General features: G+C 68.1%; 18 protein-coding genes and 1 tRNA gene. 8 read left to right on the top strand and 11 right to left on the bottom strand.

What is annotated here, in order from left to right; translation table 11 throughout:
* The 5 genes from BQ8420_RS10335 to BQ8420_RS10355 form a co-directional block, all read right to left on the bottom strand.
* Nucleotides 1–718: histidine kinase (locus BQ8420_RS10335; protein ID WP_200815881.1), on the bottom strand; the 718-nt coding region annotated here is incomplete at its 3' end.
* Between the two features lie 168 nt (nucleotides 719–886).
* Nucleotides 887–1,756, bottom strand: a complete 870-nt coding sequence (locus BQ8420_RS10340) for a carbohydrate ABC transporter permease (protein WP_087097777.1) — start codon at nucleotides 1,754–1,756, stop codon at nucleotides 887–889.
* Nucleotides 1,756–2,694: a carbohydrate ABC transporter permease gene (locus tag BQ8420_RS10345; RefSeq protein WP_200815882.1), complete on the bottom strand. Its 939-nt coding sequence runs from the start codon at nucleotides 2,692–2,694 to the stop codon at nucleotides 1,756–1,758. Before BQ8420_RS10345 ends, BQ8420_RS10340 begins: the two co-directional genes overlap by 1 nt.
* 25 nt (nucleotides 2,695–2,719) lie before the next feature.
* Nucleotides 2,720–4,075: an ABC transporter substrate-binding protein gene (locus BQ8420_RS10350; protein WP_087097779.1), complete on the bottom strand. Its 1,356-nt coding sequence runs from the start codon at nucleotides 4,073–4,075 to the stop codon at nucleotides 2,720–2,722.
* An 18-nt stretch (nucleotides 4,076–4,093) separates the two neighbouring features.
* Nucleotides 4,094–5,101 carry a LacI family DNA-binding transcriptional regulator gene (locus BQ8420_RS10355; RefSeq protein ID WP_087097781.1) on the bottom strand — a complete coding sequence of 336 codons (1,008 nt, stop codon included), beginning with the start codon at nucleotides 5,099–5,101 and terminating at the stop codon, nucleotides 4,094–4,096.
* Nucleotides 5,102–5,264: 163 nt separating this feature from the next.
* Here BQ8420_RS10355 and BQ8420_RS10360 point away from each other — a divergent pair, with 163 nt between their 5' ends.
* Nucleotides 5,265–6,263: an ADP-ribosylglycohydrolase family protein gene (locus tag BQ8420_RS10360; protein WP_087097783.1), complete on the top strand. Its 999-nt coding sequence runs from the start codon at nucleotides 5,265–5,267 to the stop codon at nucleotides 6,261–6,263.
* The gene (locus BQ8420_RS10365; RefSeq protein WP_087097785.1) at nucleotides 6,253–7,308 is read left to right on the top strand and encodes an ADP-ribosylglycohydrolase family protein; all 1,056 of its coding nucleotides are present in this window, start codon (nucleotides 6,253–6,255) and stop codon (nucleotides 7,306–7,308) included. The genes BQ8420_RS10360 and BQ8420_RS10365 overlap by 11 nt, the downstream gene beginning before the upstream one ends.
* 59 nt (nucleotides 7,309–7,367) lie before the next feature.
* Here BQ8420_RS10365 and BQ8420_RS10370 read toward each other — a convergent pair whose 3' ends face one another.
* Entirely contained in the window at nucleotides 7,368–7,991 is a 624-nt protein-coding gene (locus BQ8420_RS10370) for a TetR/AcrR family transcriptional regulator (RefSeq protein WP_087097787.1), read from the bottom strand.
* A gap of 229 nt (nucleotides 7,992–8,220) precedes the next feature.
* Between BQ8420_RS10370 and BQ8420_RS10375 the strand changes: the two genes are divergently transcribed.
* The 4 genes from BQ8420_RS10375 (at nucleotide 8,221) to BQ8420_RS32290 (ending at nucleotide 13,718) form a co-directional block, all read left to right on the top strand.
* Nucleotides 8,221–8,604, top strand: coding sequence for an acyl-CoA dehydrogenase family protein (locus BQ8420_RS10375; RefSeq protein WP_087097789.1), 384 nt, complete (start codon nucleotides 8,221–8,223; stop codon nucleotides 8,602–8,604).
* A gap of 88 nt (nucleotides 8,605–8,692) precedes the next feature.
* Nucleotides 8,693–11,002, top strand: coding sequence for a molybdopterin cofactor-binding domain-containing protein (locus BQ8420_RS10380; RefSeq protein ID WP_087097791.1), 2,310 nt, complete (start codon nucleotides 8,693–8,695; stop codon nucleotides 11,000–11,002).
* A 16-nt stretch (nucleotides 11,003–11,018) separates the two neighbouring features.
* Nucleotides 11,019–11,495, top strand: a complete 477-nt coding sequence (locus tag BQ8420_RS10385) for a (2Fe-2S)-binding protein (protein ID WP_087097793.1) — start codon at nucleotides 11,019–11,021, stop codon at nucleotides 11,493–11,495.
* A 426-nt stretch (nucleotides 11,496–11,921) separates the two neighbouring features.
* Complete coding sequence (locus BQ8420_RS32290) at nucleotides 11,922–13,718, top strand: hypothetical protein (protein WP_235006047.1); 1,797 nt, start codon at nucleotides 11,922–11,924, stop codon at nucleotides 13,716–13,718.
* Nucleotides 13,719–13,731: 13 nt separating this feature from the next.
* Here the strand turns inward: BQ8420_RS32290 and BQ8420_RS10395 are convergent, their stop codons facing one another.
* Complete coding sequence (locus BQ8420_RS10395; RefSeq protein WP_087097795.1) at nucleotides 13,732–15,918, bottom strand: tetratricopeptide repeat protein; 2,187 nt, start codon at nucleotides 15,916–15,918, stop codon at nucleotides 13,732–13,734.
* A gap of 239 nt (nucleotides 15,919–16,157) precedes the next feature.
* Between BQ8420_RS10395 and BQ8420_RS31850 the strand changes: the two genes are divergently transcribed.
* On the top strand, nucleotides 16,158–16,322 hold the full coding sequence (locus tag BQ8420_RS31850; protein ID WP_160049292.1) for a hypothetical protein: 165 nt from the start codon (nucleotides 16,158–16,160) through the stop codon (nucleotides 16,320–16,322).
* A gap of 68 nt (nucleotides 16,323–16,390) precedes the next feature.
* Here the strand turns inward: BQ8420_RS31850 and BQ8420_RS10400 are convergent.
* The 4 genes from BQ8420_RS10400 to BQ8420_RS10415 all read right to left on the bottom strand — a co-directional run bounded on the left by BQ8420_RS10400 (nucleotide 16,391) and on the right by BQ8420_RS10415 (nucleotide 21,545).
* Nucleotides 16,391–16,464 (bottom strand) — tRNA-Pro (locus BQ8420_RS10400).
* A 97-nt stretch (nucleotides 16,465–16,561) separates the two neighbouring features.
* On the bottom strand, nucleotides 16,562–18,193 hold the full coding sequence (locus BQ8420_RS10405) for a PQQ-binding-like beta-propeller repeat protein (RefSeq protein WP_087097797.1): 1,632 nt from the start codon (nucleotides 18,191–18,193) through the stop codon (nucleotides 16,562–16,564).
* Entirely contained in the window at nucleotides 18,190–19,842 is a 1,653-nt protein-coding gene (locus tag BQ8420_RS10410) for a PQQ-binding-like beta-propeller repeat protein (protein ID WP_087097800.1), read from the bottom strand. The genes BQ8420_RS10405 and BQ8420_RS10410 overlap by 4 nt, the downstream gene beginning before the upstream one ends.
* Complete coding sequence (locus BQ8420_RS10415; protein ID WP_087097802.1) at nucleotides 19,842–21,545, bottom strand: PQQ-binding-like beta-propeller repeat protein; 1,704 nt, start codon at nucleotides 21,543–21,545, stop codon at nucleotides 19,842–19,844. The genes BQ8420_RS10410 and BQ8420_RS10415 overlap by 1 nt, the downstream gene beginning before the upstream one ends.
* Nucleotides 21,546–21,943: 398 nt before the next feature.
* On the opposite strand from BQ8420_RS10415, the gene BQ8420_RS10420 reads away from it, so the two are divergent.
* Nucleotides 21,944–23,710, top strand: a complete 1,767-nt coding sequence (locus BQ8420_RS10420) for a TIGR03767 family metallophosphoesterase (RefSeq protein ID WP_087097804.1) — start codon at nucleotides 21,944–21,946, stop codon at nucleotides 23,708–23,710.
* Nucleotides 23,711–23,756 lie beyond the last annotated feature (46 nt).

Raw genomic sequence — 23,756 nt, forward strand, 5'->3', positions numbered from 1 at the left:
ACACCTCCAGGCCACCGGCGTGCAACACCATCAGACTCACCCGGTGCGCCACCACATCGTGCATCTCCCGAGCGATCCGCGTGCGCTCGGAAGTGATCGCCTGCTCGGCCATCAAGTGCTGCTCACGCTCCAACCGCTCGGTCCGCTCTCGCAACCGCTCCACGAGCTCCCGCCGCGTACCGATCCACAACCCGGCGACCGTGGGGATGAGGAGGTCGAAGACCCCGGTCAGCGTGTAGTGGGCCACCGAGGCGTTGAAGACGAGGCCGTGGGCCAGACAGCTCAGGGCCAACCAACCGATGAACACCTTGCGGTCGTTGAAGTAGGCCGGGTAGGAGTACAGCCCCACCATCAGCGGGATCGGGTCGCCGTACAGCACCAACAACAGCAACCCGGCCAGCATCAGCCACCGGGGATGACTCCGACGCCACAGCATCGCCGCCGAGGCCAGCATCCCGGGCACCACGAAGCACAGCGCGCCCATCGACAGCAGCCACCAGCGCTGCTCCGCGAGGGAGGAGAGGAAGGCCGTGAGCGGGGTGGAGAGCAGTCCCAGCTCTCCGGTGATCCCCACGACCATCATCAGCCCGCTGAAGGGCAGGGTGAACAGGGCGAAGCACCAGTCGGCGACGCGTTGCCGCCGGTCCCACCACCACTGCCCGTTGTGCCGCGTCAACGCCGCGGCCCGGTCCGCCCGCTCCCCGATCCACCCCATCATCGGCCCGAGTATAAGAGGTCCCCGTCCCGTGCTTGATCGTGTATGGGTTCGGGGCCCGGACGGTGCACCGTCCGGGCCCCGGATCCCCCGATCGGCCGAGACGACGGCCCAGGACGGTGGCCGCCTCTCGATCCGCGGATCGGACGGCCCGAGGGCCGCCCCTGATGGTCAGTTCGCCATGCCGGTGGAGGCGTAGCCCTCCACGAAACGACGTTGCAGGACCAGGAACAACACCAGTACGGGCAGGATCATGATGATCCCGGCCGCGCTCACCAGGGCGTAGTTGACGGTGAAGCCCTGCTGGAAGGAGTACAACGAGATCGACACCGGAAGGGCCTCGTTGTCCTGAATGAAGGTGACCGCGAGGAGGAACTCGTTGTAGGCCTGGAGCGCGGCGACCAGGCCGGCGGTGATCACACCGGGCCAGATGAGGGGCAGCACGATGCGGAAGAACACCGTCCCCTCCCCCGCCCCGTCCATGCGGGCGGCCGCCTCGTAGTCGGGCGGGATGGCGATGAGGTACGACCTGAGCAGCAGGGTGCTGAACGGGCTGTAGATCGCCCAGTAGATCAGGATGAGCCCGATCTGCGTGTCGTACAGGCCCAACCGCGTCCACCAGTTCACCAGCGGAACGAGGAAGAGCTGGATGGGCAGCGCCGTCACCACCAGGAGGTACATCATGAGCGCGCCGGGGGCCGGGATGTCCAACCGGACCATGGCGTAGGCGGCCATTCCGGAGATCAGGCACACCCCGGCCGCCGTGGCGAGCACGATGACCAGGCTGTTGGACAGACCCGCCGCCATGTTCGCGTTCTGCCAGGCGGTGAGGAAGTTGTCCCACATCGCCTCGGCGGGCGGACCCATCGGGTTGGTACTGATCTCGGCCGGATTCTTCAGCGAACTGAAGAGCAGGACCAGGATCGGGCCGATGGCGTACAGGGCCAGTAGTACGAGAACCAGGTAGACGAGCGGCCCACCTCCCCGGGAGGAGGTCGCACGTCGCCTTCGCGGCGCGCGCCGTTCCGATACGGACGTCATCACACCTCCCAGCGCAGTCGGCGCCGGAGCACGAGGTAACCGGCGATGGTGGTGGCACTGATCAGGGCCATGACGACGCCTACGGCGGAGGCGTGACCGGCGCGGCCCTCACCGAACGCCGTTCGGTAGAGCAGGGTGCTCAGCATGTCCGTGGAACCGGCGGGGCCGCCCTGGGTAAGGATGTAGACGTAGTCGAAGACCAGGAACGACCAGATGATGGTCATCAGCAGCAGAAAGACCAGGGTCGGCCTGATGCCCGGCAGGGTGACGTGCCAGAACTCGCGCCAGCGTCCCGCCCCGTCCAGACGGGCCGCCTCGTACAGGGCCGGATTGACCGACTGCATGGCCGCGAGGAAGAGCAGGACCAGGAAGCCCCACCACTGCCAGTTGTTGATGAGGGCGATGGCGCCCAGCGCCAGTTCCGGGTCACCGAGCGGGTTGAGGTCGCTCATTCCCGGCACCCCGAAGGAATCCAGGACGGGGATGATCCCGGCCGTCGGGCTGAGGATCTGCCGCCAGACGGCCGCCGAGACGACCGTGGCCACCACGTACGGAATGAAGAACAGGGTCTGGAAGAGGAGCCGACCCCGGCGGATACGGCTGAGCAGGTAGGCGCCCAACAGGCCCATGCTCATGGGCACCGTGAGGAAGAACAACGTCCACAACAGGTTGTGGCCGAGCGCGTTGACGAAGGCTTCGTCCCCGGCCAACGCGGCGTAGTTCGCCCACCCGACGAAGGACGGGGTGTTGATCCCGTCCCAGTCGGTGAACGAGTACGCCACCGAGGTCAACGCCGGTCCGGCGATCACCAGGACGTTGACGATCAACAGAGGCGCCAGGAACAGGAACCCGGTCAGGCGGCGACGCCTGTCGGTGCGGGCCGGCGAGGGACGCGATGTGGCTGTTCCCCCGCCGGCCACGGAAGTGGTGGTGGACATCCGGTGGGTGTTTTCCGTTCCCTGTCTACTGGGGTGTGAACGGGGCGGGGGACGCGCCCGAACCGAGTTCCTGGTGGAAGGTCGAGTCCAGGACCGCCGCGTACTCCTCGGGCGACAGGTCACCGGTGATGACCTTGTCGAACTCGGTGTACAGCGCGGTGTTGGTCTCGGGCGGGAGGAAGGTCCAGCTCGCGTAGCCGAGGTTGGTCGACGCGGGGATCTCCTCGTACAGGCGCTGGACCCTGGGGTCGGTGTCCTCGGGGAAGTCGGAGGCCTCGTAGGCGACCGGGGGCGGGTTCTCCCCCTGCACGGCCAGGTACTCCAGGGAACGGGTGGTGTCGCCCATGATGTGGTCCAGGAACGCCGCCGCGGCGTCGGGGTCGGAACTGCCGGAGTCGATCGACAGCGCGGTTCCGATGGCGAGGGGGAACACACCCGGGTCGACGTCGTCGGCCAGGGAGGGCAGCGGTGCCCAGTCCCAGTCCTCGGGGTCGTTGCCCGAGTCGGTGAAGAAACTCCCCATGGAGCTGAAGCTCCAGGTACCGCTCATGTACATCGCCACGTCACCGGTGGCCAGTCCGGTGCACATGTCGGGGTCGGTGTTGGTGAAGTAACGGTCGGCACCGCCGCCCCACCACCCCTTGTCCAGCTGCGACTTCATCGACTTGAAGAGGTCGACCACGACCGGGTCGGACCAGTCGCGGTCACCGGTGAGCACGTCGTACAGGAAGTGCGGTCCCAGTCCGGCGTTGAGCAGGCAGGTCAGGTACCACTCGCTCTGGGCGGGGTAGCCGCTGTTGCCCGCGCCGACCGGGATCATGCCCTTGGAGTCGGCGTCCTCACAGAGGTCCTCGAACTCGGCCTTGGTCGTGGGAGGCGTCCAGCCGTTGTCCTCGAAGACGGCCCGGTTGTAGTACAGGACCATGGAGCCGTAGCTGGTGGGGACGGAGTGGATACGGTCGTCCACCCGGCTCAGCTGTGTGGCCCAGGGCAGCAGGCGGTCCTCCCACCCGTACTCGGTCGCGTAGTCGTCCAGTTCGAGGGTCTTGAGGCCCTGAGCGTAGTTGACCGAGGTGGAGGGGCCGGGCGAGTAGATGATGTCCGGGGCGTTCCCGGAGGAGACGGCGGTGTCGGTGAGCGAGGCCAGGTCGGTGAGCTGCTTGGTCGACATGCTCACCGAGTGCCCGCTGGACTCGTTGAAGGTATCGATGAACTGGGAGCGGAAGTACTCCTCGGTCTCGGGCGTGGGGAACGCACCCCAGTACTCGACACCGGAAGAGGACCCGCCCCCGGAGTTTCCGCAGCCCGACAGGAGCCAGGCTCCGGCGAACGCTCCTCCCGCCAGCTTGAACATGTCACGGCGGGGAAGTTGGTAGGTCACGGGGGTCCTTTGGGGTCGTCAGGTCGATTCACGGACGATGAGTTTTTGGGGGAGCACGACCTCGCGCACGCCTTCGCTGGGGGTGCCGGAGAGGCGGTCGAGGAGGAGACGCGCACAGGCCCGGCCTATCTCCAAGGCGGGGTTGTGCACGGTGGTGAGTCGCGGCGTCACCAGTGAGGCGGCCTCGATGTCGTCGTAGCCGGTGACGGCGACGTCGCCGGGGACGGTCAGTCCCCTCTCGCGTATCGCGTCCATGGCGCCGACGGCCATCAGGTCGTTTCCGCAGACCAGGGCCTCGGGCTTCGGGTTCAGGTTCAACAACGTGTGCGAACCGTTCGCCCCTCCGGTACGTGTGAAGGACTCCGTGACGATGAGGTCCTCGTCCACGTCCAGGCCGAACTCGCGAAGGGCCCGGTGGTAGCCGGCCAGGCGCAGTTGCCCGGGCGCACTGTCGGATTCGCCGTTGACCAACCCGATCCTGCGGTAGCCGCGCTCCAGCAGATGTGCGACCACATCGGCCATACCACCGGTGTCGTCGGCGCGCACGATGTCACCGAAGCGCGGATCCAGTTCGCCACTGAGTCGCACCAGCGCGGTACCCGCGGCGGTGATGTCGTTGAAGTGACGGTCCTGCGCGTTCAGCGACGCGAGGACGACACCGTCGACCCTGCGGTTCAGCAGGTGATCGATCACCGAGTCCAGGTCCTGGGTGGTCCCCTGGGCCGTACAGACCGAGATCAGGAACCCCTCGGGCTGCAGCACCTCCTGCATCCCCGCCGCCATCAGCGGATAGAACGGGTTGGTGACGTCGGAGACGACCAGGGCGACCGCGTGACTACGGCCGGTGCGCAGTCCCCGAGCCGAGGGATCGGGGCGGTACCCCAGTTCCTCGATGACCCTGAGCACTTTGGCCTTGGTGCGTTCACTCACCGGCCTGCGCCCGCTCAGAACGTGGGAGACGGTCGTGACACTCACCGCGGCGGCGGCTGCGACATCGGCGATGCCGACGCGGTGTTCCTTGCTCATCGTCCCCACTTCGATGCATGCAAAACGTCTTGCAAATTTCCGAGCCTCATGGTGTCGAAATCACCTCGAACTGTCAAACAAGCAACCGATGTTCCCTTTTGCTCCTGCCCTGAGCTCGTGTCATCCTGGTCCGTCTTATGCAAAACGATGTGAGAGGAATCCGATGGTCACGCGTGACCGGTGCCGAGGGGCACTGTTGGGGTTGGCCGTCGGCGACGCCATGGGGGCACCCACCGAGGGCATGACCCCGGAGGCCATCCACGCCGCACACGGACGTGTCGAGGGATTCCTCCACACCCAGGCCTCGGGAACCGATGACACCGAGTACGCGGTGTTGTGCGCCCAGGGGCTGCTCGCCCATGGTCGCCGGTTGACCTCGAACGACGTCGCGGCCGTATGGACACGGGCCGTGCTGTCGCAGGACGGGGGGTTCCACGGGGCCGGCTTCAGCGAGATGGGCGCCATCGCCAATCTCCGGGCCGGGGTCGCCCCGCCCGTGAGCGGCAACGACAACCACGAATCGTGGAGCGATGGCGCGGCCATGAGGGTGGCGCCCATCGGTGTCCTGTGCGCCGGTGATCCGGTGGAGGCGGCCCGACTGGCTCGCGAGGACGCCCAGGTCAGTCATGCCGCGGACGGGATCTACGGGGCACAGGCCATCGCCGCGGCCGTGGCGCGCGCTCTGGTGACCGACGACCACACCGAGGTCATCGCCGCCGGCCTCGCCGCGGTGCCCGAGGACACTTGGACCGCCAGGCTCCTTCGGCAGGCCCTGGACGTGGCGTCCCATGCTGCCGGCATGGCCGAAGCGGAGCGGGAACTCTACCGTCGGATCCCGCTCTTCCACTACCCCTGGCCCGACAGCGCCCCCGAGGCGGTGGCCCTGGCCTTCGGGCTCTTCGCCGCGGCCGAGGGCGCCTTCGTCCCCAGCGTGGTGAGCGCCGTCAACATCGGTCGGGACTCGGACACGATCGCGGCCATGGCGGGGGCGATGGCCGGAGCACTGCACGGTGAGACCGCCATCCCCCGAGCGTGGCGAACCAAGGTCAGGCAGGTCTCCGGAGTCTGTGTGACCGCGACCGCCGGCACCGACCTGGTGGATCTGGCCGACGCCCTGTACGAGGCTTCCCAAGGGAACGAGGAGTACGAGAATGCGACCTGAGAACGCTCGCGGCGCCCTGCTCGGCCTGGCGATGGGCGACGCCCTGGGCCTGCCCGCGGAATACCACCGTCACGCCCGCGCCGGTTGGGGTCGCGGTGTGCTGTGGGAGAAGAACGTCGACCTGGACCGTCAACGGATCTCCCGCCCCCTCCTGCCCTTCGTTCCGGGGCACACCGAGCTCAACCCGCTGTGCGGGACCGACGACACCGAGACCGCGGCCACCGCCGCGCTCGTCCTGTTGGAAGCCGGTGCGCACGACCTCCGGTCGCTGTTCCAGGAGTGGCGCACGCACTACGTGGACACCGAGGACGTCTGGTGCGGGATCGCCGAGCGGGGTGCCGTCCTCCACGCCCTCGAAGGCCGGGTCCCGCCGGTGACGGGAACCGACAACCCGGTCTACTGGGACGACGGGGCGGTGCCGGCCGCGGTGTCCGTCGGTCTGTTCCACTCCGGTGACACCCGAAAGGCCACCGAGACGGTCACGGAGTACGCACGCATCACGCACGACCGTGACGGCGTGTGGGCGGCGGGTGCGATGGCGCACGCCATCGCCGCCCTGTCCGCCGGAGAGGACCTCGCCGCGGCCCTGTCGGAGGCCGAGCGCACCGTTCCGGACGACAGCTGGCTGCGCCGCGGCTTCGAACGCGCCGCGGCCATCGTTCCCGGCCGGGCGGAAGGCGTGTTCGCGACGGTCCCGAGCCTGATCGACGCTTTCGGACGACCCGGCTACAGCCACGGTGGCGTGGCGCCCGAGACCCTTCCGCTCGCCTTCGCCATCACACGCCTGGTCGAAGGCGACCTCACGTCCGGCCTACAGACCGCGGCCCTGTTCCCACGCCAGTCCGACAGTCTGCCCGCGATGGTGGGAGCCCTGTGCGGGGCGACCGGTGGCGACGACGCGGTCCCCGACACCTGGCGAGACCACGTCGACCTGGTCGAAGGGGTCCTCCTGCCCCGGGTGGCCGGACAGCGCCTGACCGAGCTGGCGGACCGACTGGTGACGCCTCGTACGAATGTGGATCACCCCGGCGCGCCCACGCGCTGACCCGGCCCCGCGATTCCGGCGGCCACGCGGTCCATCCGCCGTGGCCGCCGGTCGGCCCATCAAACCGACGCGTCCTCGCGCACGGCGGGAAAGACGCTCCGCAACAGGTAGAGAATCGTCTTGGTCAGCATGACGTGCAGGTCCGCACGACTGAGCGCGTCCCGCACCAACCACTCCCTGGAAGCGGCCTTGAGCATGCTCCCGTAGGCGCGGACCATCGCGCGCAGTTTCTCCCGCCCCTCGACCACGTCGGTCATCATGGCGGCCTGGAGAAGATGGTCGGTGGCCACCTCGTCGGCTTCGAGCATGATCTTCTCGGTGTCGCGATCCTGTCCGATGGCCTCGGAACCGATGGCCGACAGCCACATCTCCGCGTTGCGTTCGACGAAGTCCAACCACCGGTCCACGCAGATCGAGATCCGTTCCTCGATCGTGGTCCGGGGCAGGTTCTCGGCCACGGAGGGCGGCACCACCAGCATCTGCCGCACCACTTCGAGGTACAACTGTCGTTTCCCACCGAAGTAGTGGTTGATCAGCCCTCGCGCGGCCCCCGCCTCCTGGGCGATCTCGGAGACCGACACCGCCGAGTACGTACGTTCACCGAACATCCTGCGGGCCACGGTGAGGATCTCCGAACGCCTCTGGTCGGGTTCGAGCCGCCGCCGTTGCACGGGAGGTCCCATGATCTTCCACTCCTTCCCCCGGGTTGACGGGGTGCTAATACCGGCCGCAAAAGTACCTCCGATGCACCGGCCGACCCTACCCGGAGTTCACTGATCTGAACCGTCGCGAACGCTGGAAGCGTACCCGATCAGCCCTACATGGATGACCTTCCAGCACTATTGACACATTGACAATAGCCTGAGGACAATGGTCGGAGTTTCCTGATCCAACGGTGATGGAAGGCACGGCATGCCACGAGCCCTGACCGACGAGCAGAGGGACCTGGTCGAGTCGATCAACCGGTTCTGCCAGAACGAATTCGGCACCAAGGACCAGCGCGACGCGCTCACCGACCACGGCCGGGAACCGCACAGCCAGACCGTCTACGACAAGATGGCCGACCTGGGCTGGCTGGGGATCTCCATGCCCGAGGAGCGGGTCTGGGATCGGGCGCTCAACACGTTCTGGGACCCGTTCGTCGCCGTCCGCGAGGGCGTGCTCGACCGGTTCCCCGGCACCAGCACCCTCTACTGGACCTTCGACGAGTTCCTGCGCCGGGCGATGCTGCTCTTCCTCTCCGAGCTCCAACCGATCAGCATCGAGATCCCCACCACCAACAACCCCGACTACTGATCCGCCTCGCCGGGTCCGCGGCACGGCGCCCACCGTGCCGCGGACCCATGCCGTGGCCCAGCAACGAAGGAATGGCGAGATCGAGTCGATGAGCGAACCCGGAGCATCCCCCGTGCCGCGACCCGGCGCGCACGTCGTCGCACGACGCCGCTTTCTCGGATACGTACTGGCGGGGGCCACCTTGGTCACCGCCGCCGCACCGGTCCTACCCGCGGCGGCCGAGGCGGAGGACGCACAGACCGCCGATCTGACGGACATCGTCGACCTCAACGACGTGATGACGCTGGCGGGCAAACCGACCTCGCTGTCGATCACGGTCGAGGTCCACGACGACGGCACGGTCTCGTTCGCCCTGCCACGGGCGGAGGTCGGCCAGGGCATCACCACCTCCACGGCCATGCTGATCGCCGAGGAGATGGACCTGCCACTGGACCGGGTACGGGTCACCCTGGCCGACGCCCGACCGGAACTGCTCTTCAACCAGCTCACCGGCGCCTCGAACACCACGATCTCGACCTACACCCCCATCCGGGTCGCGGCAGCCGCCGCACGGCTGCGGCTCATGGAGGCCGCCGCGGACGAGTTCGGATCCGAGGTCGGCGCCCTCACCCTGCGAGACGGCGTGATCTCCGACGAGTCGGGGCACAGCGCCGACATCGGGACCCTGGCGGCCAAGGCCGCGAGCGAGACCGACGAAGAGGTGGACGTCGAACTCAAGTCGGCGCAGGCGTTCAACGACGTAGGAGAACCCCAGAACCGCATCGACGCGCTGGAGGCCGTCACCGGGCGCAAGAAGTTCGCCATGGACCTGGCGGTGGAGAACGCCCTGCCGACCATGGTGTGCCGGGCGCCGACCATCAACGGCACACCGGCGTCGGTCGCCAACGCCGACACCGTGCTGGAGATGGCGGGCGTCACCGACGTCGCGACCATCTCCACGGGCGTGGCGGTACGGGCGCGGACCTTCGGTCAGTGCATCGACGCCGTGCGGGCCCTGGAGGTCTCGTGGGCGTCGGGCAGCGCCGACGGGCTCTCCGACGCGGACGTGCTCCGGGAACTGGAAGGAGCGGAGCCGCGCATGCCGCTCCCCCTGCCGGGCGTCTCCAGGTTGGAGGAGAAGTTCACCTTCCACTTCCGCAACAACAGCGCCCTGGAATCGAACTGCGCGATCGCCGACGTACGGTCCGACAGCGCGGAGATCTGGTCGGGGCTCAAGTCCCCGATCGTCGCCCAGGGCGAGATCGCCAAGCTGCTCGGTCTGCGCCAGAGCGCGGTGACCGTGCACGTCACCGAGAGCGGTGGCTCGTTCGGGCGCAAGCTGTTCTTCGACGCCGCACTGGAGGCCGCGGAGGCCTCGAAGGCGTTCGGCAAGCCGGTCAAGCTGATGTGGCACCGGGCCGACGACACCCGCCAAGGGCGCACCCAGCCGATGGCCATCTCACGCGTGCGCATCTCCCACACCCGGAACCGTGTGCTGCGCTACGACCAGCGGCACACCAGCGTCGCCACCGACCTGAGCCACGGGTTCGGCGACGTGGTGACCGCCATGGCGGCGCAGGTGCCCGGCCTGGACGGCACGTTCTCCCAGGTGTTCTTCCAGCTCTCCCAGGCGACGTCCTACGACTTCGGTCTCAGCACCCGGCTGCTCAACGAGACCAACCGGAGCTTCAACACCGGGAGCATGCGCAACGTCTACTCCCCGAACGTCCTCACCACCCGCGAGCTGATGGTCGACCGTCTCGCCCGGGAGTGGGACCGCGACCCCTACGAGTTGCGGCGCGACTTCCTGGACGACGAGCGCTCCCGCGCGGTCCTGGACAAGGTCGCCGAGGTCGGCGAATGGGGCCGGGAGATGCCCGAGGACACCGCGCAGGGCATCGCGTTCATGCACGAGTACAAGTCCGTGTGCGCGGTGCTGGTCGAGATCGACTGCCGACCCGAGACCATCGAGCGACCCATCCGCAACGGTGTGGCGGGCCCACGCGTGACCAAGGCGGTCTGCGCCGTGGACGTCGGTCTCGCGGTCAACCCGCGCGGTCTGGAGGCACAGATGCAGGGCGGGATCATGGACGGCATCGCGCTCGCCCTGACCTCCGGTCTGCACCTGGAGGACGGCCACTTCCTCGAAGCGAGCTGGGACAACTACTTCTACACCCGCCAGTGGAACACGCCGCCGGAGATGGAGGTCGTCGTGATGCCGGCGAACGGGGAACCCGGCGGCGCGGGAGAACTGGCCGTCGCCCCGGCCAACGCGGCCGTGGCCTGTGCCTACGGTCGGGCCACCGGCACGATGCCCACCACCTTCCCCATCAACCACGGGGATCTGTCCTTCGACCCCATCCCGACGGAGCCCCCGATCCCCGAATCCCCCACCGACGGCCTGGACGACGCGGTCTGAACCGAGGAGAACCCCCATGCCCGAGCACACCTTCCGCCTCAACGGTGAACAGGTCACCGTCGACGTCGCCGACGACGTGCGACTCCTGTGGGTACTGCGCGACCTCCTCGGTGTCACCGGACCCAAGTACGGGTGCGGCATCAGCGTCTGCCAGGCCTGCACCAGCCACTTCAACGGCAAGGCGATCACCCCGTGCACCGTCCCGGTCTCGGCCCTGGAGGAGTCCGACGAGATCACGACTATCGAAGGTCTCCCCGACACCGTTGGCCAGGAACTGCACCCGATGCAGGAAGCCTGGCTGGAGCAGGACGTGTCCCAGTGCGGCTACTGCCAACCGGGCCAGATCATGACGGCCGTGGACTTGGTGCGGCGCGCTTCCGACGAGGGCCGCCAGATCACCGACGAGGACCTGGACGGCATCCGCAACATCTGCCGCTGCGGCACCTACCCCCGCATCCGCGACGCCATCCGGAACGGTGCCGAACGCATGTGAGGGGACCCGAGGCCCTCCTCTCACGGAGGGGGTGGCGATCCACTTCGATCAGGGCACACCTGCGAATGGACCTCTCGCTCACGCGTTGAAGGCCCTGCGGTCGCAAGACATGGTCCGGGGTGCGCGTCACCGGGGAGACGCCGCTGGAGGGGATGTGGATGCAGAGGGCCTGTACCGAACCGAGCCCCGACCGGTCGGGGCCACGCCTCCAGCACTCGCACCGGTGGCAAGAGACGCTCTCCTTCCCTTTGGCACCAGCAGCACCGTGTTCGCTGTCCACGAGCGGCCCGCCAGGCCACCTGGACACTCTCCGCAATCGGCGAACCGCCCGTGGTCTCTCACCTGGGTCGCCACTGGAAACACGTGTTCGGTACTCTGTTCCGTCGCGGGCCGGAGCGAACCGGAACACAAAGGGCGGGAGAGCGTATGTCGGTCGAGGAGCGGCTGAGGGTACCCATCGGGACGGCCCCCGGCTGGTCCACCGCGCCTGGTAGCCACCGCGTGCTGGTGGTGGTGCACACCGTCACCGCCCTGACACGCCTTCTCGATATCCTTCCCCTCTTCGAATCCGACCCCCGGATCCAGGTCGTCTTCACCCGAGCCCGCACTTCCAACTTCCGCGAGGGCGTCACCCAATTCCTCAATGACATCGGCGCCATCATCGCCCCCTGGGAACAGGCGATGGAAGAGGAATTCGATCTCGCTATCACCGCCAGCTACGGCGATGATCTGCATCATATAAAAGCCCCTCTGGTAGCATTTTCCCATGGTGCCGGATACAATAAGATCATGAAACCGGAAACCGGAAACCGGAAACCGGAAACCGGAAACCGGAAACCGGAAACCGGTGACGAGACGAGCTCTCCGGAAGCAGTTTTCGGCCTCGCCGCCCCTACCCTGTTTCAGGAGGGGGAGCTGGTCCCTGAGATCCTTGTGCTCTCTCATACCGAACAGCTCGACCGTCTCCTCGCTGCTTGTCCCGAAGCCGTAGACTCGGCACTGGTCGCCGGAGACCCCACCCACGACCGTATTCTCGCCGGTCTGCCCTGGCGTGAGCGCTATCGCGACCACCTCGAAACCGGGAATCGAAAACTGATCCTGGTCAGCTCCACCTGGGGGCCGACCTCACTCCTCGGTGCCTGGCCCCGCTTCCTCGACCGGCTCCTCGCAGAACTTCCCGTGGACGAGTACCGGGTCGCCCTCGCCCTGCACCCCAACGTCTGGCACGGCCACGGCACCTGGCAGGTGCGCGCCTGGCTGGCCGAGGCCGAACGCGCCGGGCTCCGCGTCCTGCCGCCCCGCCAGGGCTGGCAAGCCGCGCTGGTCGCCGCGGACCACGTGATCGGCGACCACGGCTCGGTCACCTTCTACGGCGCGGCCCAGGGCACCCACACCATGCTCGCTACCTTTCCCCATCACGAGATGGCCGGCGGCTCCCCCATCGCCGGGTTCGGCCGTGCCGCCACCCGGTTGCGCACCGACCGACCGCTTCTGCCCCAAATACTCAACGACGCCGCCGACCACACACCCGACCGGTTCGCCTCTTTCACCGACCAGCTCAACTCCGTCCCCGGTGGCTCCGGCCAGATCCTGCGCGCGACCCTCTACCAGCTCCTGGATCTACCCGAACCCGCACACCCCGTGCGCGTTCTGCCACCCGATCCACCGATTCCCTACCGGCTCGAATGGCCCCGGTCCGCACAGACGGCCCCGCTGTTGGCCACCGCTGTCAACGAGGGCCCCGCGGTGCGGGTATCCCGGCACCCGGAAGTATTGGTCCCCGGCGGTTCCCCGGCCTTGTACCGTCCCCATCTGGTCGTGCGCGAGGACGAACCCGACCCCCGTGCCCGGGACCGAGCCGACCTGGTGATCTGCGAGGAGGGCGAGGCCACCGTCTGGGAACGGCTGCGCGCGGCCTTGGAGCGGAACCGGCAGAGCGCCCTGGCCGCGGCACCCGAAGGAGACACCTGTCTGCTCCTGACCCGTGACGGGCTCCACTACCAACTCACCCCGCAAGAGCCGTTTGCGGACCCGGAGGTTTTGGCCTCGGCCTTTTGGCGGGTGCGGGTCGACCACGACTTCGCTCCGCCCGCTCTGGTGTTCACCGTTCGCGTGGGCGAGAGCTCGATCAACGTCCACGTCAGACCGTTGGACAGGATGAAGCGGTCCTCGGCTGATCACGACAATCGTTGCCCCGCCCCAGGCCACGTCCCCCGTAGCTAGGGTCGGCCTTCGATCAGCTCCTGTTCTGGAGGGCTTCGAGCATCTCTCGTACGGTGACGGCTTGGGGAAGGGCCCCGGTCACCTCATACAGGACCAACGCTGCCCGTAGCTCCTCCAGGCAGGCTGCCCGATCCGGGTATTCGAACACGTCGGCGCGCCTGACTCGCAGGTCGGCGATCCTGCGTCGGTCCCCGGTCCGCTCATGCAGTTCGAGCGCCTCGGACCACAGCACGAGAGCCTGGTCCGGGTCACCGGCTCGGAACTCCAGATCCCCTCGGGCGGTGAGCGTACGCGCCAGGTTGTGCAGATCGCCGGGTAGCCGGGTCCGCCACAGCTCGTCGACCCGCTCCAGCAGGTACCTGCTCTCGGTGCGCGAACCCCGCCGATCCCGGACTTCAGCGACCTTGCGCATCGCGTTGGCCACCGCACGGACATCCTCCGGAGACAGGCCTTCGGCGACCCTGAGCGCCTCCGCGAAGTGTTCCTCCGCGGCGCGCAGGTCTGCTTCACTCTCGTTCCCGGTGGTGGTGTGTTCCCGGTAGCAGTCTCCGCGCGCCTCCAGAGCCGTCAGCAGGGCCAAGTCGTGCAAGGGCTCCGCCGAACGGGCGAGAGCGAGGGCGCGTACCGCGTCAGCCTCGGAGAAGGTGAACTCGCGGTCTCTGCGGTAGGCGATCGAGCGCTGCACCAACAGGCGTGAGCGCCGGGCCGAGTCCAGGCAGCCGGCGTCGAGCACGGCAGTGTGCGTGTCGACCACCTCACTGAAGGAGCCCTGCGGGAACCAGTACGCCCAGAAGGCCTCACACAGTTCGAACGCGAGGAGGTGGTGCCCCTGCCTGGCCGCGTCGAAGATGACCGTGCGCAGGGTGTTCCGCTCGGCTGAGGCCACCTCCCGGGCCTCACCCCCGGTCAGCATCGATTCGACGGGGCCGGGCTGATCGAAGAGCCACCGGTGGGGTGAGAGCGCGGCGTGCACGGTTCGGGCGAGGTCACGGTAGTAACGCACAATGGTCGAGTACGCGGTGTTCACGTCAACGGACAGCCCTTGGCCGTTGCGGATCCGTTCCGCTTGCCGAGCTTGCGCGAAGCGGTAGCGCGTTTTCTGCCCAGAGCCGTTCGCACCCTCCAAAAGACCGCGTTCCACCAGGTCGTCGAGCAGAGTGCGGGCCTCGTCCACGGCGCAGGCCCAGAGGGCAGCCGCCACGCCCGCCCCGAAGTCCGTGTCGGGATGCCAGGTCAGTTCCGCGATACGTACCTGCTGCCGTGCGGTGAGTCCGTCCAGCCCGTCGGGGTCCGCCATCGTGTCCTCTCCCCTGTTGATGGCCGCGTGCTCCATGCTCAGGCCGTCCTCACCTCGGGCGCGCCGGTACCTGATCCGGCGCCCCGCCTCCTTGACCGCGCCCAGGTCGTGACCCAGCGCCTCGACGATGACCCGCGCCATGTCGCGCAGGTTCGTGTCCATCTCACTGATCCCGGCGTGTAGAGCCAGGACACCGATGCGTTCGTCGGTGGTCATGGGTGGTACCCAGACCGGGAGCTCCTCCACCATGGACAACCGTTCCCGCACCCAGGACTCGCGTTCGTGGAACCTATTCGAGGTCGCGTTGGCGGAGACCAGGGTGAGGCTGCCCGGAGCCTCGGAGAGGAAGGGCAGCACGTCCTCGAAGCGGTCGGCGTTGTCCACCAGCACGGCCAGAGAGCCGCGCGAACCCAGTTCCTCCCGAAGGCGCCGCTCCCTGGCCGAGGGGTCGGTGGGGATTTCCGCGTCGGTGAAGCCCAGGCGACTCAGGACCGAGGTGATGGCGATGGCCCTGTCGTCGCGCCGGAGGTCGACCGAGTAGTAACCGCCGGGGAAGCGTTCCTCATGGGAGTCGTTGTAGAGCCGCAGAGCGGCCCGGCAGACGGTGCTGCCTCCTAGGCGTGGACGATCGCCTTCGACCACGGCCAGGGTGGTGTGTTCGTGGTTGTGCCACACTCCGTCCCAGAGCTGGGCCAGGGGAAGGTCGTGGTTGTGTCGGAGTGGGGCGGCGGGGGCCTGGGGTGGGGACCAGGGACGACCCTCCCTGGTGAAATGGGTATGGAAGGCGACGTTCTCGATCCGGTGGGCTTGGACGACCTTGGACTGTCCGCTGATATCGCCGTTGATCGCATTGCGCGTTACGGATTCGGGGCCAGTGCGGTGAGCGGGATCATCGTCGTACAAAGGTGACTCCACCTCACGGGCGTGCTGCTGGGGACACCGGCAGCCTATCGAGACGGCCACCGTCGGGCACCATCAGCCCCAAAGGGTGACCGGTACCGGTCACCCTTGATGCCGATAATATCCTTTGCAGGACCGCCATTATCGACGGACAATGACTTTCCCTCGGTCTGGTACTCCAGTTGTAGATCCGGTTTGTCATAGTTCCTGGAGCGCTTGTCTGCGGTACCGATCTCACGTTCTTGTGGCAGCGCCCGTTGCCAGGCGCGGTCCTGAACGGTGTCGAGGCCTTGGACCAAGCGGTGGCGGTGCTCAAGGCAGCGGAAGGCACCCAGTGGTACGCCTACCTGGTGACCTCCATCGTCACCGGCACCCGCACCGAGGAGATCCTCGACGACGTGGGCTGATACCCCATCGGAGAAACATAGAGGGGCCCACCGAACGGTGGACCCCTCTATGACCTGCTACTGCTCTGTCGGGACGGCGGGATTTGAACCCACGACCCCTTGACCCCCAGTCAAGTGCGCTACCAAGCTGCGCTACGTCCCGTCCGTTGAGCGGCGCCTGCGGCTTCGCCAACAGGGAAAACCATACCGTATCGGGAGCGGTGTTCGAGCCAGGAACCCCTCCTGGTGGCCGGTCCGGTTCAGGGGACCAGTCCTTCGAGGAGCTGGGACTGTTCGTCCTCGCTCAGGAAGATCAACGCACCGGGCGTTGGCGTGAGCGTCGCTTTGCTCGATGCTGTACCGATCATTCGGTCCTCTCGAAACACGATTCCCTCACCCCAGCCGGTCGTCTCTCCGAATGGGGCCACCTGGACGGTGACTTCCGGGTAGTCCTCGTCCACACCGTTGGTCTCGGCGATCACCAGAGCGTCGTCGAGAACGGCCATCCTTTCCGAGCCGATCTGGTACCCCAGGAAGGTTTCCGTCAGCACGGTGGTGTCGGTGATCTCGCCTGAAGCGTCGGACCGGTACAAGATGTACTCCAGCTGGCCGGTGTCGAAGGCGACGACGCTCCCCTGCGAATCCGCGTGGACCACGCCGTGGAAGTCATCGGTCTCGGTCCCCTCGGGAAGGGTGACGAGTTCCTCCCCCGTGGCCGGATCCAAGACGATGGTGCGTCCCTCCGGGCCGTCGTCCACGACGATCGGCCTCCCTTCCCAGGCGGTGGGGGTCTCCATGGGTCTGGGGCCGTTGGTTTCAGGAGGCGCATCCCACTCGGTGCGCCAGACCTCGGTGTTCGGCCGCGGGTCGACGGCCACGATCGTGGCGGTGTCGGGATCTTCAGGGCAGCGGAGAGCACCGATCAGCAGTTGGTCCTGGACCAAGTGCTGCGAGACCTCGCACCCCTCGGGCAGGTCCAGGGCCTCCGCCAGTAGTTCACGACCGTGCTCCCATACTCCACCGCCCAAGGGCTGGACGGCGTCGGAGTCCTCGTCGAGGACCTCGCCGGTCGTGGAGTCGAGCGCGACGATCTCGAACAGGTCCTCGCCGCTGTCGTCGGTACCTACCTGGTGCCGTACGTGCACGTTTTCCTCGTGGACCCACACGTCGTCGACGGGGTCGTAGGGATGCCGGTAGGACCACAGTTCGGCCCCGTCGGTCCCGTCCAGGGCCACTGCGCCGTCCCGGAGCAGAATGAGGGGCCCGTGGCTGCCCGGGAACACGTCGGTGACCTCGGCTCCCATGGGCGGTCGCCATTCCCAGCCCACTCGGGTGATGTTCGCCGGGATCGGGGCGGGGTCGGCGAGGTCGTCGGCCACCTGGTGGGGGACCCAGGGAAGAAGAACCGTACCGACCAGTGTCCCGGTGAGGGCCACGGTCAGCGCGCCCGTGCCGGCGAAGGGCAGGGAGCGGAGCAGAGGCCGAGGGTCGGGCCGGCGCAGGCAGAAGAGCAGAAGTGCGCATCCCAAGCCGATCGCGCAGGTGGCCACCCACAAGTGCACCTCGGTGGGAGAGGGTGAGAAGGCCCAGGCGTCGCGTGTGGTGGCCTCGAAGGAATCCCGAGGGAAGGTCAGCACGGCCACCGACGACCCGACAACGGCCAGGGGGATCATGCGCAACACGTACCCGGTGTCGTCTCGTCGCTTCACGACCAGGACGAGTGCGAGGACCCCCGCCAACGCGGAGACCACCCACCAGAAGCTCCCGCTGAAGGCTCCCCCGCCGTAGAGCGAGGCCACGACGATGAGCCAGAGCAGGGCGCCGGTCACCAGTCCGGCGCCGAACCAGGTCAGGGCGTTGCGCAGCGCCCCCGGTCGTTTCTCTTGCGTCACTGTTCCGTTCCGTTCGTCGAGGGGCGTACGCCGATGACGTGGGCGCGGCCGTCGGCGGAAAGTCCGGAGACCACGATCGTGTCCGGGGCCAGAGCCACGCTGAGGAGCGAACCGTCGAGCGGGAGCTCGGTGGGCTCGGATCCCCATTCGCCGGCGAGCAGGGCCTCCGCTTCCTCATCGATCGCGGCGAACCGCTCGGCGTTCGCGACGACGCTGTCCGGGTCCGGAATCCGAGTGGTGAATTCCAGGCTCTCCAGGAGCTCGGGCTCGGTGACCTTCTCATCGTCCCCGGCGACCGTCGGCTTCAGCAGTCGGTACTCCACCCGGTCGTCGCTGGTCTCGGCGTACATCAGCCGCTCGCCTTCGAGGGCCACCACGTCGCCGGGCAGGTCCTCGCCCAACATGTTGGAGCTTCTGCCCTGGAAGGCCAGCGAACCCGGCTCGTCGCCGCCGTACCGGACCACCGTGGCCCAGGCGTCGGGGGCCGGCACCAGTTCCGTCACCGGGCCGGGAACCTCGCGGGTACCGAACGACTCACCGTTCTCCAACAACATCCGCACTTGATACCGCTGCTCGTCGTCGTCCGGTTCGCACTCCTCCGGGACCAGGATCCTGGGGCCCGCGAGGATCGGGGCGCCGCTCTTCTCACACCCCTCCTTCGGCAGGTACCGGGTCTCCTCCTCGCCCGGTTCCTGTGCCCGCACAGTGAAACCACTCGCCCGCGCCTCCACGAACGTGGTGGAGGTCAGGAGCACACTCTCCACCTGCGCGTGGATCCGGTGGTCACCGACCGGCTCTCCCGTCTCGGCCTCCAGCACGGCCAGCGAGCGCTGCTCGTATTCCTTCCGTCCCTCGTCCAGGTACAGCACCGCGACCCGCTCGCCGGTGAAGTCGGCGTCGGCCCACAGCACCTCGCCGACCGGTTGGAACCGCCAGCGCTCGGTGCCGTCCCGAACGTCCAGGGCCCGCACCCCTTGGTCGGTGATGGCCAGAGCACCGGAAGCCGTGGCGACCACCTCGGCCGCACCGGCCGTGTCCTCCAAGGGGTACTCCCAGGTGGACGCCGCAGACGTTGTCCGGTCGAGCGGTCCGGCGAGCGTGTGCACGGTGCGATCGCGTTCCAGCGCCGTGGGGACGGCGAACACCGACAGCGCCACGATCGGGACCAGCCCGGCCGCCAGTGCCTGAATCCGAGGCCGGCCCGAGGCGGGCCATCGGGGGTCGGGGCGTCCGGAAACGGCGAGGGCCAAGGCGCCCACCAGCAGTGCCAAGGCACCCAGAAACCAGAGCTGGGAAACCGACGTGTGATCGATCAGGGCCTCTCGCGGCCCCTCTGGCTCGGCGAGCTCCCGCAACACCACCTGGACCGACAGGAATCCGACCAGCGCGGCCGCCACCCGGATGGGCCCCGAGCCCTCGCCCGGTTCGGGGTCGTACCGATCCACTGGCGGTTGCTCGCCGCCCGGCAGCGCCCAGACCAGGGCGAGCAGCACCACCGCGCCGCACAGGCCCCACTGGATCCACGTCGCACCGGGTCCGAGCAACAGCACGGTCGCGATCGCCAGGGCCCCGGCGAGGACGGCGCCGGTGCCCGCCCAGGAGAACAGCCGCCAGAACACGGCCGTATCGATCCCACGGTTCTCCCGCATCACGGCACCAGCCCTTCCAGGTGCGTGTCCGAGAATTCGTCCATCAGGACGGTGACCCCACCGGGAGTGGCCACCAACTGTTCCACCGATTTCCGACTCTCCAGGGAGATCCGGTTGTCCAGCCCCTCGCCGAGCCTTCCCCCGGGCGAGGCCACCAGGATCTGGGCCCGCTCCTCGTAGTCCGAGTAGTGCCCGCTGAAGGCCAGCACCTGATCCGGCAGCAGAGCGAAGGTCTCCAAGTAAGGAGAGAGGTGGGCGCCACCCTCCTCGACCACTTCGGTGTGGTTCCCCTCCATGTCGATGTGCAGGATCTCGGTCCCCCCGTGGTTCCTGCGATAGAGCACGGTCGCGCCGTCGGCGTCGGCGTCCAGCACGAATTCCACTTCCGACCGCTCATTGGTGAGGTGCAGGAGCTCCTCGCCGGTCTCCGGGTCCAGCAGCAGTGCGGGCCCGTACCCCGGTTCCTTGCCCACCACGAGGACCTTTTCCCCGTCCCCTTGTGCCGGGCCGATCCATGGGTAGTGCGGAACGAACATCTCCTCCCGGTCCTCGCGTTCGTGGCTCCACAGTTCCTCTCCGGTGCGCAGGTCCACGGACACGATCCTGAACGCCGCTCGCTCGGCCGCGTCCAGGTTGAGGAGTGAGGAGTCCGATGCGGCGAAGTCGTCCTCTCCGACGCAGGCGACGGCGTACACCACCGTGTCCCGGCGCACGTTGGGCGCCCTCCCCTCGCAGACGAGCCCTTCTTCGGGAGACAGCTTCCGGAACCACAGCTCCTCGCCGGATTCCGCGTCCCAGGCGCTCATCCCCGGCTCCCCGTCACGCTGGTCGTCGTGGACGCGGACGGCGCCCGACCAACCGATGACGCGGCCGACGTCTCCTTCGGAGTCCGCGTTCGGAACCCCGGTGTACTCCGCCCTCGACTCCCCGGTGGCCCGGTCGAGCACCTCGGTGGTCCCGGAGGTGTCGGTGAGGTACACCTGCCCGTAGGCGGTCCGGACGTTCACCGACTCCCCCGCGGGTCTCCGGTACGACCAGACCTGCGACCCGTCGGTCCCGTCCAGGGACACCACTCCGTCGCCGAGTACGGCCAACGGCCCGTGTTCCCCTCGCACGACCCGTTCGATCCCCGCCGACCCTTCCGGTTCCCAGCTCCAACCGACCTCTGCGACCCGCTCTGGGACCGGCGCCGCCTCGGGCGCGTCCTCGGCGATCACGTGCCGGGGCTCGGAGCGGTCGTCCTCCTCGACGAGCATCGGAAGGATCGTCCCGACCAGCAGCACGACCAGCGCGCCCGCGCCGAAGGAGGTCAGGGAGCGGGGACGGTGTTCGAGGGAGGGGCGCCGCACCACCGTGAGCATGAGCAGCAGACCAACGGCGAGGGCGCAGACCACGATCCCCATGCGGTGCCATCCATCGGCGATCACGTGACCCGCGATGAGCCACACGAGGGTCGCCGCGATAGCCATGCCGACCACGTAGTCCCAGCCGCGTGTCGGGTCCGGGGCATCACGCTTCCAGTGCACCCTGCGCCACAGGGCGATCCCGCCGATCAGGCAGGCCCAGAACCAGCCCCAGCCGAACTTCTCGAACGTCTCCGACCAGTGCAGGGCCACGGTCGCCGCGGCCAGGGGCAACGCCCCCGCGACCGCGCCCGCCCCGACCCATGCCAGAACGCTCTCCGTGCCCCGCTCGCGCGCCAACCCGCACCGCCCAGCTCGTGACCTTGTGACCCGTTGGCCACTTTCCGCCACGAAAAGCTAGCAGTGCCCCGGTACGGGCGTCGCACCGGTGGGGCATGGCCGACGTCGAGCGGAGCCGGCCGCTTCCGGCCAGACATGAAACGCTTTCATGTTCGTGACGGGCTCGACAGGGTCGGGCGAACGGGCCGGGACGCACAGACGGCGCGCAGGTGGACACCGGACCATCACCGACCGTCACCGACCGGGGTTCGGTGCGAGCCGAACCGGTGGTCCTACCCATCCGCCCCCGTTCCCCCCTCCTCAGGGTGGACAGGATGCCCTCACCACCCATTGCCCCAGCGCACCGGATGTTCTTCAATGAGGGCGTCCCCGCACCCCCGAAAGGACACCGGCTACGCATGGCATCCCTCAACCGGCGTGGATTCCTCCTGACCACCTCCGCCGGACTCGGCGGCGCCCTGGGTCTGGGTGCCCTCCCCACCTCCGCCGCCGCCCACGAAAGCCTCATGCGCCAGACCCTGGACCGAGTCGTGGCGCCGGAGGGCACCACCCTCGCCGAGGTCGGCACCGCCGTCGGTGACGGCTACCGGCTGCTGAGCTCCGGACCCGGCTGGCCCATCGAGGTCCGCGAGGACCTCGTGGCCGCCCAGAGCGACCGGGACGACCGGCGCACCCCGCTGGCGTCCTTCGTCCAGTTCACCGACCTGCACATCATGGACGCACAGAGCCCGGTGCGGTTCGAATACACCCACCCGCTGCTAGGTTCCGGCGCCCACCGCCCCCAGGAGACCCTCGGCTCGATCGGCGCCTCCGCACTGGTCTCCCGGGTCAACGCACTGCGGAACGGGCCCGTCACCGGCCGCCCGTTCGACTTCATGATGACCACCGGCGACAACACCGACAACCACGAACAGGTCGAACTCGACTGGCTCATGGCGATCCTCAACGGCGGATCGGTCACCCCCAACACCGGTGATTCATCCGGTTACGAGGGGGTGCAGAACTGCGGCGCGGACCTGTACTGGCACCCCGAGAGCGACCTCGCCGACCGATACAAGACGGAGGGCGGCTTTCCCCTCCTGCCGGGTTTCTGGGCCGCGGCCCTGGCCGAGTTCCAGAGCCCCGGTCTGGACATTCCCTGGTACTGCACCGTCGGCAACCACGACAACACCCCCTCGGGGACCCTGCCCGCAGGCACTCTCACCGAGTCCTTCGTCGGCGACCGCAAGATCATGTTCGCCGAAGGCGAGGTCGCCGAACAGGCGGCGGAAGCGCAGACCGAACCCGAGCAGGTGGGCGAGCTGCCCCGGGAGATCGAACGGATGGACTCGGCCGGACAGGTCGAGGCCGCCTCCATCATCGCCACCATCACCCCCGACGAGCGACGCATGCCCTTCGACCCGGCCGGGTTCGTCGCCGCGCACCTGGACGAGGCCAACACCGGCCCCGGACCGGTCGGGCACGGTTTCACCGACGCCAACGCCGACGGGGTGGACTGCTTCTACACCTTCCCCATCGCCGAAGGGGTCACCGGGATCAGCCTGGACACCACCACCCTCGCCGGGCTCGCCAACGGATCGATCGGCAAGGCCCAGTACGACTGGTTGGAGAGCACCCTGCGCGCCTCCAGTTCCGTCTACTACGACCTGCTCGGCCGCCGCCGCACCCAGCAGGTCACCGACGAGTTGTTCGTGCTGTTCAGCCACCACACCAGCGACACCATGAACAACCCGTTGCCGGACCGACGCCGCCCCTCCGAGATCCGCTTCATCGGCGAGATCCTCGTGGCCATGCTCAAGCGCTACCCGAACGTGCTCGCCTGGGTGAACGGACACACCCACCACAACAAGGTGCGAGCGCACACCTCCGCCGGCCCCGAGCGCGGATTCTGGGAGATCAACACCGCCTCGCACATCGACCACCCGCAACTGGCCCGCTGCATCGAGATCGTCGACAACGCCGACGGGACCATGTCGCTGTTCACCACCCTTCTGGAGGCCGACAGCCCCTACCAGGTCGACCACGGAGACTTCTCCCCCGCCGGACTCGCCTCGCTCTACCGGGAACTGTCGGTCAACGACCTGTACGCCGACCCCGCCGACCTCGGGTCCCCGGCCGATCGCAACGTCGAACTCCTGGTAGCCGCCCACCACCCCGCCCGCTGACCACGGAGAAGCACAACACCCGGACCGGTGGGGGGAGGGAGGGGTC

It is taken from the genome of Nocardiopsis sp. JB363, assembly GCF_900143625.1.
Taxonomy (GTDB): domain Bacteria; phylum Actinomycetota; class Actinomycetes; order Streptosporangiales; family Streptosporangiaceae; genus Nocardiopsis.

What these genes read in the sequence shown, in the direction of transcription:
- BQ8420_RS10420 (WP_087097804.1), top strand. Translation starts at nt 21,944, where the DNA reads ATGGCATCCCTCAACCGGCGTGGATTCCTCCTGACCACCTCCGCCGGA.
- BQ8420_RS10410 (WP_087097800.1), bottom strand. Translation starts at nt 19,842, where the DNA reads ATGCGGGAGAACCGTGGGATCGATACGGCCGTGTTCTGGCGGCTGTTC.
- BQ8420_RS10365 (WP_087097785.1), top strand. Translation starts at nt 6,253, where the DNA reads ATGCGACCTGAGAACGCTCGCGGCGCCCTGCTCGGCCTGGCGATGGGC.
- BQ8420_RS10345 (WP_200815882.1), bottom strand. Translation starts at nt 2,694, where the DNA reads ATGTCCACCACCACTTCCGTGGCCGGCGGGGGAACAGCCACATCGCGT.
- BQ8420_RS10360 (WP_087097783.1), top strand. Translation starts at nt 5,265, where the DNA reads ATGGTCACGCGTGACCGGTGCCGAGGGGCACTGTTGGGGTTGGCCGTC.
- BQ8420_RS10385 (WP_087097793.1), top strand. Translation starts at nt 11,019, where the DNA reads ATGCCCGAGCACACCTTCCGCCTCAACGGTGAACAGGTCACCGTCGAC.
- BQ8420_RS10340 (WP_087097777.1), bottom strand. Translation starts at nt 1,756, where the DNA reads ATGACGTCCGTATCGGAACGGCGCGCGCCGCGAAGGCGACGTGCGACC.
- BQ8420_RS32290 (WP_235006047.1), top strand. Translation starts at nt 11,922, where the DNA reads ATGTCGGTCGAGGAGCGGCTGAGGGTACCCATCGGGACGGCCCCCGGC.
- BQ8420_RS10380 (WP_087097791.1), top strand. Translation starts at nt 8,693, where the DNA reads ATGAGCGAACCCGGAGCATCCCCCGTGCCGCGACCCGGCGCGCACGTC.
- BQ8420_RS10375 (WP_087097789.1), top strand. Translation starts at nt 8,221, where the DNA reads ATGCCACGAGCCCTGACCGACGAGCAGAGGGACCTGGTCGAGTCGATC.
- BQ8420_RS10355 (WP_087097781.1), bottom strand. Translation starts at nt 5,101, where the DNA reads ATGAGCAAGGAACACCGCGTCGGCATCGCCGATGTCGCAGCCGCCGCC.
- BQ8420_RS10370 (WP_087097787.1), bottom strand. Translation starts at nt 7,991, where the DNA reads ATGGGACCTCCCGTGCAACGGCGGCGGCTCGAACCCGACCAGAGGCGT.